A 17770-nucleotide genomic window follows, 5' to 3' on the forward strand; every position below is an offset into this window, starting at 1 on the left:
CAAGTAACCAATACTGGATAGTTGTAGTATCTGATGTCAAGAGGTGAATCGGAGGTGAACATGCGGATCTCGGAATTGGCGGCGCGCACCGGCGTGCCGCTGGCCACCGTGAAGTACTACCTGCGCGAAGGACTGTTGATGCCCGGTCACGCAACGAGCGCGACGCAGGCGCAATACGACGACTCGCACGTGCGGCGACTCGGACTGGTCCGCGCGCTCGCAGCTCAGGGGCTCCCGCTCGACAAGATCAAGGCAGTCGTGATGCTCGCCGAGGATCCGGGCGAGGATCTGTTCGTCGCCCTGGGTAAGGCAGTGATGGCGCTCCCGCCCTATGTCGACAAGCCGCCCGACGCCGACTACCCGCGCACTCGCGCGCTGCTCGCGCGGCTCGGACAGATGTACGACCCGCGATTCACCGCGGTCGCCCAGCTCGAACATGCGCTCGCCGCACTCGAATCGGCGGGCCTCGCGATGTCCGACCAACGCATCGACGTCTACGGCGAGAACATCCGCGAGATCGCCGACCTCGACGTCGACCTACTCCCGACGACCTCCCGGCAGGAGACCGTCGAAGCCGCCGTCCTCGGCACCGCGCTGTACGAACCCGTCCTCGCCGCGATGCGTCGCCTCGCGCACCAGCACCGCGCCGCCAGTATCTTCTCGGATGCAGCCGACCCCGACCATCCGGACCCCACCGAACCCGATCGACACACGCAGGAGACCCAGTGACCACCGACCATCCGTTCCGTGACCTGACCGCACTCACGGCCACCGGCGAGGGCGCCTGGTCGGCGCAGATCGCGCCCACCTGGACCATCGGGCCCAAGGTGCACGGTGGATGCATGCTCGCGGTGAGCGCCGCTGCAGCCCGCCGCGCCGGGATCGACGCCGGAGCCGATCCCGTGGTCCAGCCTCTCGCGGTGAGCGCGTCCTTCGTGTCCGCGCCCGACCCGGGCGACGTCGAGATCACCACCGTGGTTCGAAAGCTGGGCAAGCAGGTCTCGGTGGTGGAGACCGAACTCGGGCAGGGCGGCCGTGTCGCAGTGCGCGCGAGCGTCACGTTGGGCGTGCCCGACGGCGGCGAGCCGCGCTGTGCCGTGCCGCATCCGGCCACCGAGCTGCCCGCACTGCCGCCCGAGGACGCGGTGGTGATCACCCCTGCTCACCCGATGGGGCAGATCGTGAACCTGTGCGGCTCCGTCGACATGCGAGTCGACGAGTCGACCGCGGGATTCCTGCGCGGCGACCAGGAGGGCGATCCGCGCATCGCGATGTGGACGAAACTGCGTCCCGCCGACGAGTCGGACCTCGACACGGTGGCACTGTTCGCGCTCATGGCGGGGGACATCTCGGCGCCTGTGACGATGAATCGCGGCATGTTCGGGTGGGCGCCTACCGTGCAGCTGACCGCCTACCTGCGCGCGCTTCCCTCGCCGGGCTGGCTGCGCCTGACGAACGAGAGCATCGTGCTCGGGCAGACCTGGTTCGAGTCGGATCACACCGTGGTCGATTCGACGGGAGCTGTCGTGGTGCAGTCGCGTCAACTCGCGATGATCCCGCGCTGACGATCCGATCGGCCGGCGACCCGATCGACCACGGGACTGCGATGCGTGCCACAGCGGGAGCCGTGGCACGCTGTCACCCATGACGAGAATTGCGGTGATCGGTGGCGGCAGGATCGGTGAGGCACTGATCTCGGGGCTGCTGCAGAACGGCTACGCGACCAAGGACCTCGTGGTGGTCGAGAAGCTGCCCGAGCGAGCAGACGAACTGGCGCGCGCGTATGCGATCCGCGTCACCGACGGAACGGCCGATGCGGTCGAGGGCGCCGACGTGATCGTCGTCGCGGTCAAGCCCGGCGATGTCGACACGGTGATCGCCGACGTGGCCTCGGCCGATATCGACAGCGACACCGAGCAGATCGTCGTCTCGCTCGTCGCGGGCGTCACGACCGCCCATTACGAGAACAAGCTCCCCGCGGGCTCTCCTGTCGTCCGAGTGATGCCCAATACTCCGATGCTCGTCGGGCAGGGCGCGAGTGTGCTTGCCGCAGGACGTCACGCGAAGGGGGAACACCTCGGTCTCGTGCGCGAGATGCTCGGATCGGTGGGTACCGTCTCGGTCGTGCCCGAAACCCAGATGGATGCGGTCACCGCGGTCTCGGGCTCCGGTCCCGCGTACTTCTTCCTCGTCGCCGAGGCGATGATCGACGCCGGTGTTGCGCTCGGGCTGAGCCGTGTAGTCGCCACGGATCTCGTGGTGCAGACCATGACCGGCTCTGCGGCGATGCTTGCGCAGTCCGGGGAGAACGCGGCGGACCTGCGCGCGGCCGTGACGTCGCCGGGGGGCACGACGGCTGCAGCGATCAAAGAATTCGAGCGGGGCGGCGTTCGCACGGCGTTCTACGACGCGCTCGAGGCCGCACGGCAGCGATCGGTGCAGCTCGGCGCTCGTTCCGAGTAGTCGAACATGTCGGCGTTGCGCCCGCGACACGCCGCAGCAATGTGGCGGAAGTGAAATTGGTGGCCGCCATCGTCGCACAGGAACCATTCGTCACGCTAAGCTCGAATGAGCACGTGCGTGTCTGTTCCGCCGGAGGGGAAGCCGGCGGCGCGGACGTGCCGGAGGTGTGTAATGGTTTCAGGAAATACACCGTCGAAGGGTCAACCCCAAGACGGACAGTCGGTCCTCGCAGGTACCCAATTCCTGACGGTCGCCGAAGTGGCGTCGTTGATGAGGGTGTCGAAGATGACCGTGTACAGACTTGTACACAGCGGTGAACTGCCCGCTGTGCGCGTCGGACGCTCGTTCCGCGTGCACGCAAAGGCGGTTCACGACTATCTCGAGACATCGTATTTCGACGTCGGATAACCCGACTCGGAAGGGCTGTCGAAGCACGGAGCGGACCTCGATTTCATCCGGTCGTTCCTGCACCGGTACGATTGCATTTCGTCGTACCGGTCAGCCGGTGTCGTGAGGCGCTGAACTCGTCAACACGGGGCCCAGCGTCCGACAGAAGAAGGCGTACGTCACCGGCGTGCGCAGGAACGCTATAAGAACGCGAGGGATGCCCACATGGGGTCTGTGATCAAGAAGCGCCGCAAGCGCATGTCGAAGAAGAAGCACCGCAAGCTGCTCCGCCGCACTCGCGTGCAGCGTAGGAAACTCGGCAAGTAGGACTCTTCTACCGGTATCGGTAAGTGAGCCACTGTCGGTAGCAGTACTGCCGAGCGAATGCCCGTCACCCATGGTGGCGGGCATTCGCCGTCTCTGCACAGCGGGCAACTCGACGTTTACCCAGGTGTCATGCGATGTTGCCGATGTCACCGTATTGTTGTAGCGCATACCGTCCTGAGGCCGAGGTGGGACCGACGACGGAGTGTTCTGCAAAGCAGGGGGTGCTGTGACTTCACATGGGCGACCGACCGCGCCTCCACGTGTCGTGTTGGTGACGGGTGCGAGCCGATTCCTCGGTGGCTTCCTGGTCACCCGGTTGGCTCAGAACCCCGACGTCGAACGCGTCATCGCCGTCGATACCCAGTCGCCCACCAAAGACATGCACCGCCGCATGGGGCGCGCCGAATTCGTTCTCGCCGACATCAGGAACCCACTGATCGGCAAGGTCATCAGAAACATGAACGTCGACACTGTCGTGCACGCGTCGGCGGTCACCAAGGCACCGAAATCCGGGACACGCGCCGCAATGAAAGACATGAACGTCCTCGGCGCGATGCAGCTGTTCGCGGTGTGCCAGAAGTCGCCGTCGGTACGCAAGGTGGTACTGCGGTCGTCGTCGGTCGTCTACGGCTCGAGCGCCAAGGACCCCGCGAAGTTCACGGAGGAGATGAGCGCGCGTCGCCGTCCCACCGGTGCGTTCGCCCGCGACATGATCGAGATCGAGGGCTACCTGCGGGGTCTCGGGCGGAGGCGCAGCGACATGGCCACCACGATCCTGCGACTCGCGCCCACGGTCGGTAATCGTCTGCCGGGATCGGTCTCGAACTATCTCACCTCCCCGCTGGTGCCCAACGTCCTCGGCCGCGACGCACGGTTGCAGTTGCTGCACGAGGAAGATGCGCTCGGTGCCCTCGAATGCGCGACGCTCGGCGGGCCGTCCGGTACCTACAACGTGGCCGGCGACGGCATCGTGACGATGACGCAGGCCGTGCGCCGGGCCGGTGGCCTAACGGTGCCGATGCCCTACAGCCTGTTCCGCAATGTGGGCCATGCTCTCGTGGGATCGGTCATGAAGTCGTTCACGAAGGAAGAACTCGACTACTTCCACTTCGGATGCGGCCTCGACACGAGACGCATGCGCGAAGAACTCGGATTCGAACCGCGCTGGACCACCAAGGAAGCCCTCGACGACTTCGCGCGTGGAATCGGGATGTCCCGCGTCGTGAAGTCCGAATGGGTCGACAAAGCCGAATCGATGCTGCTTTCCGCCCTCGGGGAGCGGACGGAGGTGCGATGACTCAGGTTGCCAAGGTCATACCGCTGCACGGGGGAGGCCGGCGCACAGCTGCGGGTCGGCCCGCGGAATCTTTCGCCACGCACCCGTCGCAGGAGCCTTCGGCCGGGGGAGCAGCACCGCTGCCACCGCAGCACACGGCCGTCGACGGTTTCCTCGACGATCTGCGCACCGCCCTGATCGGACACGTCACCGGTGGGGCCGAGTTCCTCAGACGCCGGATCACCGGGGACTACGAGGTCGACGACTTCGGCTTCGACCCGCACTTCAACGACAACATCCTCATGCCCGCGCTGCGTCCCCTGTTCGACACGTGGTTCCGCGTCGAAGTTCGGGGGATCGAGAACATTCCGGCAGACGGTCGCGCACTCATCGTCGCGAATCACGCGGGTACCTTGCCCGTCGACGCCCTGATGACCTCCGTGGCCGTGCACGACCGCGCGCACCGGCCGCTGCGGATGCTCGCGGCCGATCTCGCCTTCGACATGCCGGTCGTGGGCACCGTGGCGCGCAAGGCCGGACACACCCTCGCGTGCCATCCCGATGCCGAACGACTTCTCGCCGAAGACCAGGTCGTCGCAGTGTTCCCAGAGGGGTACAAGGGGCTCGGCAAGCCGTTCAAGGAGCGGTACAAGCTGCAGCGTTTCGGTCGTGGCGGTTTCGTCTCCGCTGCCCTGAAGACCCACTCACCGATCATCCCGTGCTCGATCGTGGGATCCGAGGAGATCTACCCGAACATCGCCGACTTCTCCTCGCTTGCGCGGTTGCTCGGCCTGCCCTACTTTCCGATCACGCCGCTCTTCCCTGCGCTCGGCCCGCTCGGTGCGGTGCCACTACCGTCGAAGTGGTACATCGAGTTCGGCAAGCCCATCACCACCGACGTCTACGACGATGTGGAGGCCGACGACCCGATGGTGCTGTTCGAGGTCACCGATCACGTACGTGAGGTGATCCAGCAGACCCTCTACAAGCTGCTCACGCGCCGCCGGAACGTCTTCCTCGGCTGACGGCCCGGGTCAGGCGGCCTTGTCGCGTCGTCGTCCGAGCACGATGGCGACCGCGCCGCCGGCCGCTCCGAGTCCGAGCGCCGTCGGCACCCCGACCTTCGCCGCTCTACGTGCGGTGCGGAAGTCTCGTACTTCCCAGCCCCGGGTGCGCGCGACCTGCCGCAGATCGGGATCGGGATTGATCGCGACCGCCGTGCCCACCAGCGACAACATCGGCACGTCGTTGTGGCTGTCGGAGTATGCGGTACACCGCTTGAGGTTCAGGCCCTCGCGGATCGCGAGGGCGCGCACCGCGTGGGCCTTGCCGAGCCCGTGCAGGATGTCGCCGACGAGCCGGCCGGTGAACACCCCGTCCTCCGACTCCGCGACGGTGCCCAAGGCGCCGGTCAGGCCCAGGCGTTTGGCGATGACGTCGGCGAGTTCGACCGGGGTGGCCGTAACGAGCCACACTTGCTGACCTGCGTCGAGATGCATCTGCGCAAGCATGCGGGTGCCGGGCCAGATCTTGTCGGCGATGATGTCGTCGTAGACCTCTTCGCCGAGTCGGCGGAGTTCCGCGGTGGACCTGCCCTGTACGAACGAGAGGGCCTTGTCGCGACCGCTTGCGACGTCGTCGCTGTTCTCCTTGCCGGTGATCCGGAACTTCACCTGCTGCCATGCGAACTCGAAGAGGTCGGTCTTGCGGAAGTAGTTCCGTGCAACGAGGCCGCGGGCGAAGTGGATGATCGACGCGCCCTGCACCATTGTGTTGTCGACGTCGAAGAACGCAGCCGCGGTCAGGTCTGTCGCGCCGAGGGCGCCGGTTTCGGCATCGGGTTCGATTCCCGCTTCCGGTTCGCTTCGTGCGTCGTGCAGTGCGAGAGCTGCGTCGGCGCTCGCCTGACCGGCGAGATTTGCGCGGACCTCTTCTTCGCTCGGACCGAATTTGCGCGACAACGGGCGTCTGCCGGGGCGAATGATGCGCGCCCACGTCTCACCCATACCCCGCCCGTATGGCAACGAACGTTCAGGCACCCGCACCTCCCGTGTCATGACGGTCGTGCCGACCCATCGTCACACCCCTATGCACGACCCGCCGCAAGCGTAGCCCGTGGTGGACGCGTTATCAGGGTTCGGCGTTCAGCCGATCCATGGGTGTGACCTTCGTCTCCGGGGTCGATGTCGCAGAGTGGACGTCATGACCGATCGACACTCCGGCCCGGCCGGGACCCCTGCATCCGTTCACGAGGTGACGCTCCTGGTTCGTGCAGGGTGCGGTAGTTGCGGACCTGCACACACCGTTCTCGAAGCGGTGTGCGCCGACTTCGGGTTGCGGGTCACCTGCATCGATGTGGACGAAGCCGCCGCCACCGACCCTGAATTGCGGGCAGAGTTCGGAGACCGCCTCCCGGTGGTGCTCCTCGACGGTAAGGAGCACAGCTACTGGGAGGTCGACGAGCCGCGATTGCGTGCAGATCTCGCCAGGTGACCCTGTGGCACCCGGCCGTGGTGCAGGTGGGAAGCACATTCGACGGCCTTCGAGCAACTTTGTGCATGGCTTCACAAGCGGTTACCGTGGTGAGGACGAAATCCCGGATCACCGTGAGGCCGGACGTGTCCACCGGCCGGACGAGGAGCCACGAACGTGACGCAACCGCACCCACCGCAGGGCAACGATGCCCGCGGCACCGCCGGGACCGGCGAGGGTGCCACTCCCAGTTCTGGGGGTGTTGCTCCGAGTGCTCAGTATCGGGATATCCCACAGGCTACTGTGACGCGTCTCGCGAACTATCTGCGGGTCCTCGGAGGTCTCTCCGAGGCCGGCACACTCATCGTCTCGAGCGAGGAATTGGCGAACGCGGCCGGAGTCGGTTCGGCGAAGCTCCGCAAGGACCTCTCCTTCCTCGGACCCAACGGAGTGCGCGGCGTCGGCTACGACGTCCTGCGCCTTCAGTCACGCATCGAGAATGCACTCGGGCTCGATCGCGGTCACCGCGTGGTTCTCGTCGGAGTGGGTAATCTCGGCCGCGCTCTCGCCTGCTACCCCGGATTCGATCGTCGCGGCTTCACCGTCGCGGGACTGTTCGACGCCGACCCCGCCCTGGTCGGGACAACCGTGGGCGACCTCGTGGTCCGAGGCGTCGACCGGTTGGAGTCCGACGCTCGTGAACTGGGCGCCACCATCGGGGTCGTGGCCACACCCGAGGACGCCGCGCAGAACGTCTGCGATCTGCTCGTGCGTTCCGGTGTTCGCAGTGTCCTGAGCTTCGCGCCGATCGAGCTCGACGTGCCCGAGCATGTCGAGGTGCGCCGCGTCGACCTTGCGGTCGAGATGCAGGTGCTCTCGTTCAACAGCGCGCGAAACGACGAACTTCTCCGGGAAGCCGGGGGTACAAGTACCGCGGGTATCCCGTCCACCCGCGGCCCGCTCGGGTCTGCGGTGTCCACGCCGAGTCCGGCTCGGCGATCCAGAACAGGTAAGGCGGGCCCGCTGGGTTCGACCGTGACCAGAAACGGATCGGTGATTGCGCCGTGAGTGTTCTCCTCGTTGGTATTTCGCACCGGAGCGCCCCGGTGTCGATTCTCGAGAAGGTGGCTGTCGCAGACACCGACCGGCCGAAGTTGACCGACAAGATGATGGCGTCGGATCACATCTCCGAGGCGATGATCGTGTCGACGTGCAACCGGGTCGAGATCTACGCCGTCGTCGATGCCTTCCACGGTGCGCTCACCGAGGTCAGCGAATTACTGTCGGAACACGCCGGACTCACCCTCGCGGATCTGCACAAGCACGCCTACGTGCGCTACAGCGAGGCCGCTGCAGAGCATCTGTTCTCGGTGGCCAGTGGTCTCGATTCCATGGTGGTCGGTGAGCAGCAGATCCTCGGGCAGATCCGCACCGCCTACGCGACCGCCGACGCTCAACAGGCTGCGGGTCGTGCACTGCACGAACTCGCCCAGCAGGCATTGCGTGTCGGCAAGCGCGTGCACTCGGAAACCGGGATCGACTCGGCCGGTGCATCCGTCGTGTCGGTTGCACTCGACAAGGCAGGGGCGCTGTTCGGCGGTGAAGGCCTGCAGGGACGGACTGCCGCAGTCATCGGCGCAGGTGCGATGGGCGGTCTCGCGGTAGCGCATCTGACCCGGTCGGGTGTCGCCAAGATCATCCTCACGAACCGCACCCGCGACCGTGCCGAGCGCCTCGCCACAACGGCCCGTGGAAACGGTGTCGCCGCCGAGGTTGTCGATTTCGGTGACCTGGCCGCCGCGCTGGCGCAGGCCGATGTCGCCGTCACCTGCACCGGAGCCGTGGGGACGGTCGTCACCCTCGCCGACGCCCACCGCGCTCTCGCACAGTCGGACCGCGGTGAACGCCCGCTGGCGATCTGCGATCTCGGACTGCCCCGTGACGTCGAACCTGCCGTGTCGGGACTTCCCGGTGTGACGGTGTTCGACATGGAAGCGTTGCAGCGCGACCCCGCCGCGGGTGCCGCCTCCGACGATGCCGAGGCAGCGCGCGCGATCGTGGCCTCGGAACTCGCCGGCTACCTCACCACGCAACGGCTCGCAGAGGTGACACCCACCGTCACCGCACTGCGTCAGCGTGCAGCGGAGGTCGTCGAGGGCGAACTCATGCGCCTCGACTCCCGGCTTCCCGACCTCGGAGACGGCCAGCGCGACGAGGTCGCGCGTACCGTGCGCCGTGTCGTCGACAAGTTGCTGCATGCACCGACCGTGCGGGTGAAGCAGCTTGCCTCGACACCCGGCGGCGACCAGTATGCCGAGGCACTGAGGGAGTTGTTCGAGCTGCGACCGGGGGCAGTCGAAGCTGTTGCGACCCCCACGAAAGAACTGGGGTCACTGACCGACCCGACCACGTCGGCGGATCTGTCCGCCGCACTTGATCCGGTCATCACCACGGAGCTTCGTGCTCCACGAAAGGACGGCAAGGTATGAGCGCCGAAGCCACCCGGATCGACGCACCGCGCGAACAGCGCACATTGCGCATCGGTACCCGCGGCAGTGTGCTCGCCACCACCCAGGCAGGCACTGTTCGCGACGCTCTGATCGCGGCCGGGCATCCGGCAGAACTCGTGGTCATCACGACCAAGGGCGACGTCACGCCCGGGCCCGTGCAGCGCATCGGTGTAGGTGTGTTCACCGCAGAACTCCGCGAGGCCCTGTTGGCCGACGAAGTGGACGTGGCGGTGCATTCGTACAAGGACCTGCCCACACAGCAGGATCCGCGCATGGTCATCGCGGCTGTTCCTCCCCGTGAGGATCCACGCGATGCTCTCGTCGCTCGCGACGGGCTGGTACTCGGCGAGCTGCCCGCCGGATCGAAGGTCGGCACGTCTGCGCCGCGGCGTCGTGCACAGCTGGCTGCGCTGGGGCTCGGTTTGCAGCTCGAGCCACTGCGAGGCAACATCGACACCCGCATCGGCAAGGTCGATTCCGGTGAGCTCGACGCGATCGTCATCGCCCGTGCGGGACTGTCGCGGATCGGGCGACTCGACCGCGTCACCGAAGCACTCGAACCGGTACAGATGCTGCCGGCGCCGTCCCAGGGCGCGCTCGCAGTCGAGTGCCGTGCCGAGGACACCGCCCTGATCGAGATACTCGCGGAACTCGACGATCCGGCAAGTCGCGCGGCAGTTGTCGCGGAGCGTGCACTGCTCGCCGAGCTGGAAGCGGGGTGCACCGCGCCGGTCGGTGCGCTCGCAGAGGTCGTCGAGTCGCTCGACGACGACGGTCGTGTCTTCGAGGAACTGTCCGTACGCGGGTGTGCGGCCGCGCACGACGGATCGGACGTGCTCCGTGCGAGCATCGTCGGTTCGCCCGATCACGCAGAGGAGCTCGGAAGGGCACTTGCCCGAGAACTGCTCGACCTCGGTGCGAAAGAACTGATCGTCGACGACGAACAGTGGGCCGCCGATGATTGACACTTCCATTCAGCCCCGAATTTCCCTTACCGCAGATTTGATTGCACTGGAGAACAACCGATGAGCCGAGTCCGTAAGAACACTCCCGGACGGATCCTGTTCGTGGGGTCGGGTCCGGGCGACCCGGCATTGCTCACCGTCCGGGCGCGCGACGTCCTGACCGGTGCCACGATCGCCTTCACCGACCCCGATGTCGACAGGGATGTCGTCGCTCTGGCCGGAACGGGCCTCGGCACCGACCCCGAAACGGGCGAGCCGATCGCCGACGTGCGTCCCGCCCTGGGTGAGCCCGCAGAGGTGGCCAAGACCTTGGTCGCGGAAGCGAAGAACGGCCACGACGTGGTGCGCCTCGTTGCGGGCGATCCACTGACCACCGACTCGGTGATCGCCGAGGTCAACGCCGTGGCGCGCACCCAAGTGGTGTTCGAGGTGCTGCCCGGACTGCCCGCCGGTTCCGCAGTGCCCAGCTACGCGGGCATGGCGCTCGGTTCGTCCCACACCGAGGCCGATGTCCGCGGTGAGGTCGACTGGGCAGCGCTGGCCGCTGCCCCCGGCCCACTGGTCCTGCACGCGACGTCCGGGCATCTCGCCGAGACCGCGAGCGCGCTCGTCGAGCACGGTGTCGCGCCGCAGACCCCCGCCGCCATCACCGTGCGCGGCACGACGCGTCAGCAGCGCACCGTCGAGGCCACGCTGGCGACCCTCAACGACGCCGGCTCCGAATTCGTCGGGCCGCTGGTCGTGACTGTCGGCAAGGTCGTCTCACAGCGCAACAAGATGTCGTGGTGGGAATCGCGTGCCCTGTACGGCTGGACCGTGCTGGTTCCGCGGACGAAGGAGCAGGCCGGTGAGATGAGCGATCGGCTCGTCTCACACGGCGCCATCCCGATGGAGGTGCCGACGATCTCCGTCGAGCCTCCTCGCAGTCCCGCCCAGATGGAGCGGGCGGTCAAGGGCCTGGTCGACGGTCGCTACCAGTGGGTGGTGTTCACCTCGACGAATGCGGTGCGCGCCGTGTGGGAGAAGTTCGAGGAGTTCGGACTCGACGCCCGCGCATTCTCCGGCGTGAAGATCGCGTGTGTCGGTCAGGCGACCGCCGAGAAGGTGCGCTCGTTCGGGATCACTCCCGAACTCGTTCCGACCGGCGAACAGTCCTCGGAGGGCCTCCTCGCCGAGTTCGCGCCGTACGACGACGTGTTCGACCCGGTCAACCGGGTGCTGTTGCCCCGCGCGGACATCGCGACCGAGACTCTCGCCGAGGGGTTGCGTGAGCGCGGCTGGGAGATCGACGACGTCACCGCCTACCGCACCGTCCGGGCCGCGCCGCCGCCGGCGGAGACCCGCGAGATGATCAAGACCGGTGGTTTCGATGCGGTGTGCTTCACTTCGTCGTCGACGGTCCGAAATCTCGTCGGTATCGCAGGCAAGCCGCACGCGCGCACCATCGTCGCGTGTATCGGTCCGAAGACCGCGGAGACCGCGATCGAATTCGGACTGCGGGTGGACGTGCGACCCGAGACCGCGCAGGTCGGTCCACTGGTGGAGGCACTCGCCGAGCACGCAGCGCGACTGCGTGCCGAGGGCGCTCTGCCTCCGCCGCGGAAGAAGTCTCGCGCCCGCCGCTGACCCACTCGTGCGTGGTTCCGGTAGTAACCGCTGCCGGAACTGCGTACGACTCCCCGAACTGATGAGGGTCCTGACGACATGTTCCCCGATATCCGTCCCCGCAGATTGCGCACCACCGCGGCGATGCGTCGCCTGGTCGGGGAGACCTCGCTCGAGCCCCGGCATCTGGTGCTTCCGATGTTCGTCGCAGACGGCCGCACCGAGCCGTGGGAGATCCCGTCGATGCCCGGCGTGTACCAGCACACCGACGACTCGCTGCTCGCTGCCGCGACCGCTGCCGTCGAGGCCGGCGTAGGTGGCCTCATGCTGTTCGGTGTACCGCGACCGGAAGACAAGGATGCGCGCGGTTCGGGTGCAACGGATCCCGACGGGGTGCTCAACCGCTCCCTCGCTGCCCTGCGCGGTGAACTCGGTGACTCGACGGTGATCATGGCCGACACGTGTCTCGACGAGTTCACCGATCACGGGCACTGCGGGGTGCTGACGGCGTCGGGTGTCGTCGACAACGACGCGACGCTCGAACGGTACGCGGAAATGGCCGTGGCGCAGGCGGAATCGGGCGCCCATGTGCTCGGCCCCAGCGGCATGATGGACGGGCAGGTGGCCTCGATCCGGGCGGCGCTCGACGCGGCCGGTCACGTCGACGTCTCGCAGCTCGCGTACACGGCGAAGTACTCGTCCGCGTTCTACGGGCCCTTCCGCCAAGCGGTCGGCTCGTCGCTCGAAGGCGATCGACGTACCTATCAGCAGGATCCGGCGAATCGGCGTGAGGCACTGTACGAACTCGACCTCGATCTCGCCGAGGGAGCCGACATGGTGATGGTCAAGCCGGCCATGTCGTATCTGGACATTCTGCGGGAGGTGGCGGACCGCTCGCCGGTCCCCGTTGCCGCATACCAGATTTCGGGTGAGTACTCGATGATCACGGCCGCGGCGGCGAACGGCTGGATCGATCGTGACGCCGCGATCGTCGAATCGCTGCTCGGAATCAGGCGCGCGGGAGCCGACATCGTGCTGACCTACTGGGCCGCCGAAGTGGCGGGTACGTTGTCGTGAGCTTCCCGCTGCCGCCGATCCCGGACCGGTCCACCCCTGCCGACCGGCCGATCCCGCACGACATCGTCACCGCCTACCAATTGTGGTGCGGAGTTCTGGTGCTCACCGTGGTCACCCTGCTGTTCGGAGCCTTCGATCTCTGGAACGGTCGGACCGACCTCGTCGACATGATGACCGAGATGACGGCCGACACGGGGACGCAGGAACTCTCCCGCTCGGACCTCGATGCCGTGATCCCACTGGTCGTGATCCTCACCGTGGTCTTCGGGCTGGCAATCGTCGGTCTGCTCTATCTCGCCGTCCGGAAGATGTGCAAGGGGAAGAACTGGGCGCGCATGGCACTGACCATGATCGGCGTGTTCATGACCCTCTCGACGCTACCGACGGTGTTCGGTGTGGGTGCCGGCGCCGGTGGATCCGGACTAGCGCTCGGCATCATCTCCATCGTCCAGGCCGTGCTGACAGTGGGTGCGATCGTGCTCATGCATCGGCGTGAGTCCAACGCGTATTTTCTACGGCTGCCGGAGAACTGACCACTCAGCACTCGGATTTACGCACCGACCTGCCCGGATTTGTGCACCGTCCAGCACAGAGTACGGTGGGCTCACCATCGTCGGCCCGCTGGCCGCACTCCGTCGAGCGTAAGGACGTCATGCAGGTGGAACCCCGGCCCTACGGCCGTCGTCGCGAACTTGTGCTGATCGGTCTGATTGCCGTACTCGGTGTCGTGACGACGCTGCTGATCGTGATTCCCGGGGCACTCACCGCTTGACCGGCCAGGGCGAACCGCTGTTCCACGAACCGGGCGCCCGGTGGCGCACGGTGGCGTTCGGACCCGTGTTCTGCGCGGTGGCCCTGATCGTCGAACTCGCGACGGGCCCCGTCGTGCACTGGGTCGCGTTGCCGGTGGTCGCGATCGTCCTCGCGGGATTCGCCTATCTCATGGTGACCGCGGCACGCCGCCACGTCAGTGTCGAACTGACCCGCACGGTGTTGCGTCAGGGCACCGAGGAACTCGACGTCAGTGACATCGAGGCGGTGCTGCCACCCGCGATGGATTCGTGGGACGAACCGCAGCGCTGGGAGACAGCCCGCATCCTCGGAGAACTCGCCAACACCCCCCGTGGGCGGACCGCCATCGGGCTGCGGCTACGGGGAGGGACGTTCGTGCGAGCGTGGGCCAAGGACGCCGACCGGCTCCGTGCGAGTCTCGACGAACTGGTCGGCGCCTGAAAGCCTGATCACGCTCAGGAGCCTGCGGCGCCCTCGCGGTCGAGCATGGCCGATCCGAGCAGATACTCGGGCACACCGAGGCCCTCGACGAGAGTCATCACGTGCGGCCGCAATGTGCGGCAGCGCTCGTTGATCCCGCGAAGCACCGCCTTGGAGCGTTCGACCGACAGGTGCCGGTGTTCCATGAACCACGCTTTGTCCTCGTCGATGACGGTGAGCGCGAACAGATCGCACAGGTCCGAGAGCAGATCGCACGTGGCCTCGTCCGTGCAGTCGTCGATGGCGGCGACGAACGCCTCCAGGACGACACGGTCGATGTGGGCCCGCGCGGCGTGCAGCACGTGGTCCTGCACGAAGTTGAACGCGTCGAACGGATTGTCCTCGCGCTTGGTGGCGGCTTGGAGCCGCCTCGCCGCGGTCGAAAGCAGATACTGCTCGCGGTCCTCGAACATCGTCAGCTGCGTGCCCCGGTTGAAGAGGCTGCCGTCCTCCTCGTTGTCCTGACGCGTGTCGAGGATCGTCTGGATGATCTGCTGCGCCGCGGTGCGCTTCTTCACGACATCGGAGATCGTGTCGGCGGCGAACCGCATCCACTCGACCGGGCTCATCCCGCGGACCTCGTCGGCATACGCCGTGAGCAGTTCCTTCGCGACGAGCTGTGTGAGGACGTGGTTGTCGCCCTCGAACGTGGTGAACACGTCGACGTCGGCGCGCAGGGAGGTCAACCGGTTCTCGGCCATGTAACCGGCGCCGCCGCACGCTTCGCGCGATTCCTGGATGGCCCGAGCCGCGTGCCAGGTGTTGACCACCTTGAGGCCGGCTGCGCGACCTTCGAGCTCGCGCTGTTCCTGCGGATCCACTTCGGTGGCCGGCATCGACTGGATGCGGTGCATCGCCGAGATCAGCTCGTTCTGAGCGAAACCCAGCGCGTACGACTTCGCGATGTGCGGCAGCAGTCGCCGCTGGTGGACGAGGTAGTCCATCAGAAGCACCTCGTCGTCGCTGCCCGGTGCGTCGAACTGGCGGCGCAGCAGCGCGTACCGCGTCGCGATCGACAGGGCGACACGGGCCGCGGCCCCGGCCGATCCGCCGACCGTGACTCGTCCTCGTACCAGGGTGCCGACCATGGTGAAGAAGCGGCGGCTCGCGCTCTCGATGTCGGAGACGTAGGTGCCGTCCGCGTCGACGTCCGCGTACCGGTTGAGCAGGTTCTCACGAGGGACCCGCACGTTGTCGAAGACGATCCTGCCGTTGTCTACACCCGGCAGCCCGCCCTTGTATCCGCAATCGGAGGTCGTGACACCGGGAAGGTCGTTGCCGTCGGCGTCGCGGATCGGAACGACGAAACAGTGCACGCCGTACGATTCCCCGTTCGTCACCAGCTGAGCGAACACCGCGGCGACCTTCGCGTGCTGCGCGGCGCCACCGATGTAGTCCTTGCGTGCCGATGCCGTGGGGGAGTGGATGACGAACTCGTCTGTGACCGGGTCGAACGTCGCGGTGGTTTCGAGTGCCTGCACATCGCTGCCGTGACCGGTCTCGGTCATGGCGAAACAGCCGAGCAGATCCAGGTCGATCAGGGGCGAGACGTACTTGTCGTGATGACGTTTCGTGCCGAGGTTCTCGATGGCTCCACCGAACAATCCCCACTGCACCCCGGCCTTGACCATCAGGGACAGGTCGGACATCGCCAACATCTCGATCGACGCGACGGCTCCACCCGCGTCGCCGGTGCCACCGGATTCGACGGAGAAACCGGACGCGGCGTAACCGTGCTCTGCGAGCAGTCGCATCTGCTTCAGAGTGATCTCGCGGGCCTGTTCGAGGTCGGGGGTGTAGTGCGGTGCAAATGCCGGGTCGGCCATGTTCGTCCGGGCGCGCTCGCGTGCGCTGTGCCATGCGCCGTCGAGGGCCTTGCTCAGATGTTCACCTGTAGTCGCCATGGCTCCGACCCTATGACCGCAGAGCCGTCCGGTGGCGGCTTCACGACCGCTCGGCACATTAGAATCCCCTGTGAGATCCGCGTCACAGCGCTTATCGCACACCGATCGGCTTTTTGGCAAATCGGGGGAAACTGGGACACTGGACGTCGTGACTGCGACTCCCGCTGCTTCCTCCGTCCACGACGCCGATTCGGCGGCACTGTTCACCCGGGCGTCGAAGGTGACTCCCGGCGGGGTCAATTCCCCGGTCCGCGCGTTCGGTTCGGTAGGCGGGACGCCGCGCTTCATCGCCTCGGGATCCGGATACACGCTCACCGACGTCGACGGAAATTCCTACGTCGACCTGGTGTGTTCGTGGGGGCCGTTGATCCTCGGGCACGCGCATCCCGCCGTCGTCGAGGCAGTGCGCACCACCGCGTCATCGGGTCTGTCCTTCGGCGCACCGACCGCCGGTGAGGTCGAACTCGCGGAGGAGATCGTCGCCCGCATCGCTCCGGTCGAGCAGGTCCGGCTGGTGAACTCCGGTACCGAGGCCACGATGAGCGCCGTGCGCCTCGCGCGCGGATTCACCGGACGCACGAAGATCATCAAGTTTGCGGGTTGTTATCACGGTCACGTCGACGCGCTGCTCGCCGACGCCGGTTCCGGACTCGCGACATTCGGGCTGCCCACCTCGCCCGGGGTGACCGGGGCGCAAGCCGAGGACACTCTGGTCGTGCCCTACAACGATCTCGACGCCGTGCGCGGGGCATTCGACGCGCACCCCGGCGCGATCGCCGCAGTGATCACCGAAGCCGCCGCCGGCAACATGGGCACCGTCCCGCCCGTCCCCGGTTTCAACGAGGGACTGCGCGCATTGACCCGTGAGCACGGCGCCCTGCTGATCATGGACGAGGTCATGACCGGGTTCCGCGCGAGTGCCGCGGGCTGGTACGGCATCGACGGTGTCGCGGGCGACCTCATGACCTTCGGAAAGGTCATGAGCGGTGGCCTGCCCGCCGCCGCGTTCGGTGGTCGTGCCGACGTCATGGCGCACCTCGCGCCGTCCGGAGCCGTCTACCAGGCCGGCACGTTGTCCGGTAATCCCGTCGCCGTCGCTGCGGGTCTCGCGAGCCTGCGCGCGGCCGACGCCGACGTGTACACCGCGCTCGAACGCAACGCCACGACCCTCGGCCGGCTCCTCGGCGACGCGCTGACCGCAGAAGGTGTCCCGAACCGGATCCAGAACGCAGGGACGATGCTCAGCGTGTTCTTCACCGAGGACCCCGTCACGAACTACGACGAGGCGAAAGCCGCACAGACCTGGCGATTCCCCGCGTTCTTCCACGCCCTGCTCGAACACGGCGTCTACGCACCTCCGAGCGCATTCGAAACGTGGTTCGTCTCGGCGGTTCTGGACGACACCGCGTTCTCCCGGATCGCCGACGCCCTCCCACACGCGGCAAAGGCCGCCGCTGCCGCTACCGCACCCTGATCAGCGAGAGCCACCGACACTCACCCGCTTTCATCGAC

General features: G+C 66.8%; 18 protein-coding genes. 16 read left to right on the plus strand and 2 right to left on the minus strand.

Annotated elements, in window-relative coordinates:
* The first annotated feature begins 60 nt into the window (after positions 1 to 60).
* The 7 genes from ACZ46K_RS13135 to ACZ46K_RS13165 all read left to right on the plus strand — a co-directional run bounded on the left by ACZ46K_RS13135 (position 61) and on the right by ACZ46K_RS13165 (position 5478).
* Positions 61 to 729 carry a MerR family transcriptional regulator gene (locus ACZ46K_RS13135; protein ID WP_464748638.1) on the plus strand — a complete coding sequence of 223 codons (669 nt, stop codon included), beginning with the start codon at positions 61 to 63 and terminating at the stop codon, positions 727 to 729.
* Complete coding sequence (locus ACZ46K_RS13140) at positions 726 to 1565, plus strand: thioesterase family protein (RefSeq protein WP_464748640.1); 840 nt, start codon at positions 726 to 728, stop codon at positions 1563 to 1565. Before ACZ46K_RS13135 ends, ACZ46K_RS13140 begins: the two co-directional genes overlap by 4 nt.
* A gap of 79 nt (positions 1566 to 1644) precedes the next feature.
* Complete coding sequence (gene proC / locus ACZ46K_RS13145) at positions 1645 to 2463, plus strand: pyrroline-5-carboxylate reductase (protein WP_054806833.1); 819 nt, start codon at positions 1645 to 1647, stop codon at positions 2461 to 2463.
* Positions 2464 to 2634: 171 nt separating this feature from the next.
* Positions 2635 to 2871, plus strand: coding sequence for a helix-turn-helix domain-containing protein (locus ACZ46K_RS13150; RefSeq protein WP_054719598.1), 237 nt, complete (start codon positions 2635 to 2637; stop codon positions 2869 to 2871).
* Positions 2872 to 3075: 204 nt separating this feature from the next.
* Positions 3076 to 3177, plus strand: coding sequence for a 30S ribosomal protein bS22 (locus ACZ46K_RS13155; RefSeq protein ID WP_003402602.1), 102 nt, complete (start codon positions 3076 to 3078; stop codon positions 3175 to 3177).
* A gap of 226 nt (positions 3178 to 3403) precedes the next feature.
* Positions 3404 to 4474, plus strand: coding sequence for an NAD-dependent epimerase/dehydratase family protein (locus tag ACZ46K_RS13160; protein WP_464748642.1), 1071 nt, complete (start codon positions 3404 to 3406; stop codon positions 4472 to 4474).
* Positions 4471 to 5478 (plus strand): lysophospholipid acyltransferase family protein, encoded by a 1008-nt coding sequence (locus ACZ46K_RS13165; RefSeq protein WP_464748643.1) that lies wholly within the window; start codon positions 4471 to 4473, stop codon positions 5476 to 5478. Before ACZ46K_RS13160 ends, ACZ46K_RS13165 begins: the two co-directional genes overlap by 4 nt.
* Positions 5479 to 5487: 9 nt before the next feature.
* Here the strand turns inward: ACZ46K_RS13165 and ACZ46K_RS13170 are convergent, their stop codons facing one another.
* Complete coding sequence (locus ACZ46K_RS13170; protein WP_054806831.1) at positions 5488 to 6459, minus strand: HAD-IB family hydrolase; 972 nt, start codon at positions 6457 to 6459, stop codon at positions 5488 to 5490.
* Between the two features lie 196 nt (positions 6460 to 6655).
* Between ACZ46K_RS13170 and ACZ46K_RS13175 the strand changes: the two genes are divergently transcribed.
* From ACZ46K_RS13175 to ACZ46K_RS13210, 8 genes are all read left to right on the plus strand, one after another.
* On the plus strand, positions 6656 to 6946 hold the full coding sequence (locus ACZ46K_RS13175; RefSeq protein ID WP_464748645.1) for a glutaredoxin family protein: 291 nt from the start codon (positions 6656 to 6658) through the stop codon (positions 6944 to 6946).
* 156 nt (positions 6947 to 7102) lie between these two features.
* Positions 7103 to 7993: a redox-sensing transcriptional repressor Rex gene (locus ACZ46K_RS13180; RefSeq protein WP_054806829.1), complete on the plus strand. Its 891-nt coding sequence runs from the start codon at positions 7103 to 7105 to the stop codon at positions 7991 to 7993.
* Entirely contained in the window at positions 7990 to 9414 is a 1425-nt protein-coding gene (locus ACZ46K_RS13185) for a glutamyl-tRNA reductase (protein ID WP_464748647.1), read from the plus strand. Before ACZ46K_RS13180 ends, ACZ46K_RS13185 begins: the two co-directional genes overlap by 4 nt.
* Positions 9411 to 10400 (plus strand): hydroxymethylbilane synthase, encoded by a 990-nt coding sequence (hemC, locus tag ACZ46K_RS13190; RefSeq protein ID WP_054810973.1) that lies wholly within the window; start codon positions 9411 to 9413, stop codon positions 10398 to 10400. Before ACZ46K_RS13185 ends, hemC begins: the two co-directional genes overlap by 4 nt.
* A 60-nt stretch (positions 10401 to 10460) precedes the next feature.
* Positions 10461 to 12026 (plus strand): bifunctional uroporphyrinogen-III C-methyltransferase/uroporphyrinogen-III synthase, encoded by a 1566-nt coding sequence (locus ACZ46K_RS13195; RefSeq protein ID WP_464748649.1) that lies wholly within the window; start codon positions 10461 to 10463, stop codon positions 12024 to 12026.
* Between the two features lie 78 nt (positions 12027 to 12104).
* Positions 12105 to 13082 (plus strand): porphobilinogen synthase, encoded by a 978-nt coding sequence (gene hemB / locus ACZ46K_RS13200; RefSeq protein ID WP_464748651.1) that lies wholly within the window; start codon positions 12105 to 12107, stop codon positions 13080 to 13082.
* Positions 13079 to 13615, plus strand: a complete 537-nt coding sequence (locus ACZ46K_RS13205) for a hypothetical protein (RefSeq protein WP_464748653.1) — start codon at positions 13079 to 13081, stop codon at positions 13613 to 13615. Before hemB ends, ACZ46K_RS13205 begins: the two co-directional genes overlap by 4 nt.
* A 235-nt stretch (positions 13616 to 13850) precedes the next feature.
* Complete coding sequence (locus ACZ46K_RS13210) at positions 13851 to 14315, plus strand: hypothetical protein (protein ID WP_464748655.1); 465 nt, start codon at positions 13851 to 13853, stop codon at positions 14313 to 14315.
* A gap of 14 nt (positions 14316 to 14329) precedes the next feature.
* On the opposite strand, the gene ACZ46K_RS13215 is transcribed toward ACZ46K_RS13210, so the two are convergent.
* Positions 14330 to 16258, minus strand: coding sequence for an acyl-CoA dehydrogenase family protein (locus tag ACZ46K_RS13215; protein WP_464748656.1), 1929 nt, complete (start codon positions 16256 to 16258; stop codon positions 14330 to 14332).
* Between the two features lie 148 nt (positions 16259 to 16406).
* Here ACZ46K_RS13215 and hemL point away from each other — a divergent pair, with 148 nt between their 5' ends.
* Positions 16407 to 17732: a glutamate-1-semialdehyde 2,1-aminomutase gene (gene hemL / locus ACZ46K_RS13220; protein WP_464748658.1), complete on the plus strand. Its 1326-nt coding sequence runs from the start codon at positions 16407 to 16409 to the stop codon at positions 17730 to 17732.
* Positions 17733 to 17770 lie beyond the last annotated feature (38 nt).

The organism is Rhodococcus sp. JCM 9793, from assembly GCF_055380405.1.

Excerpts from the sequence above, each read along its gene's own strand:
- ACZ46K_RS13155 (WP_003402602.1), top strand. The coding sequence starts at position 3,076 with ATGGGGTCTGTGATCAAGAAGCGCCGCAAGCGCATGTCGAAGAAGAAG.
- ACZ46K_RS13170 (WP_054806831.1), bottom strand. The coding sequence starts at position 6,459 with ATGGGTGAGACGTGGGCGCGCATCATTCGCCCCGGCAGACGCCCGTTG.
- hemB (WP_464748651.1), top strand. The coding sequence starts at position 12,105 with ATGTTCCCCGATATCCGTCCCCGCAGATTGCGCACCACCGCGGCGATG.
- proC (WP_054806833.1), top strand. The coding sequence starts at position 1,645 with ATGACGAGAATTGCGGTGATCGGTGGCGGCAGGATCGGTGAGGCACTG.
- ACZ46K_RS13195 (WP_464748649.1), top strand. The coding sequence starts at position 10,461 with ATGAGCCGAGTCCGTAAGAACACTCCCGGACGGATCCTGTTCGTGGGG.
- hemC (WP_054810973.1), top strand. The coding sequence starts at position 9,411 with ATGAGCGCCGAAGCCACCCGGATCGACGCACCGCGCGAACAGCGCACA.
- ACZ46K_RS13215 (WP_464748656.1), bottom strand. The coding sequence starts at position 16,258 with ATGGCGACTACAGGTGAACATCTGAGCAAGGCCCTCGACGGCGCATGG.
- ACZ46K_RS13150 (WP_054719598.1), top strand. The coding sequence starts at position 2,635 with ATGGTTTCAGGAAATACACCGTCGAAGGGTCAACCCCAAGACGGACAG.
- ACZ46K_RS13175 (WP_464748645.1), top strand. The coding sequence starts at position 6,656 with ATGACCGATCGACACTCCGGCCCGGCCGGGACCCCTGCATCCGTTCAC.
- ACZ46K_RS13165 (WP_464748643.1), top strand. The coding sequence starts at position 4,471 with ATGACTCAGGTTGCCAAGGTCATACCGCTGCACGGGGGAGGCCGGCGC.
- ACZ46K_RS13135 (WP_464748638.1), top strand. The coding sequence starts at position 61 with ATGCGGATCTCGGAATTGGCGGCGCGCACCGGCGTGCCGCTGGCCACC.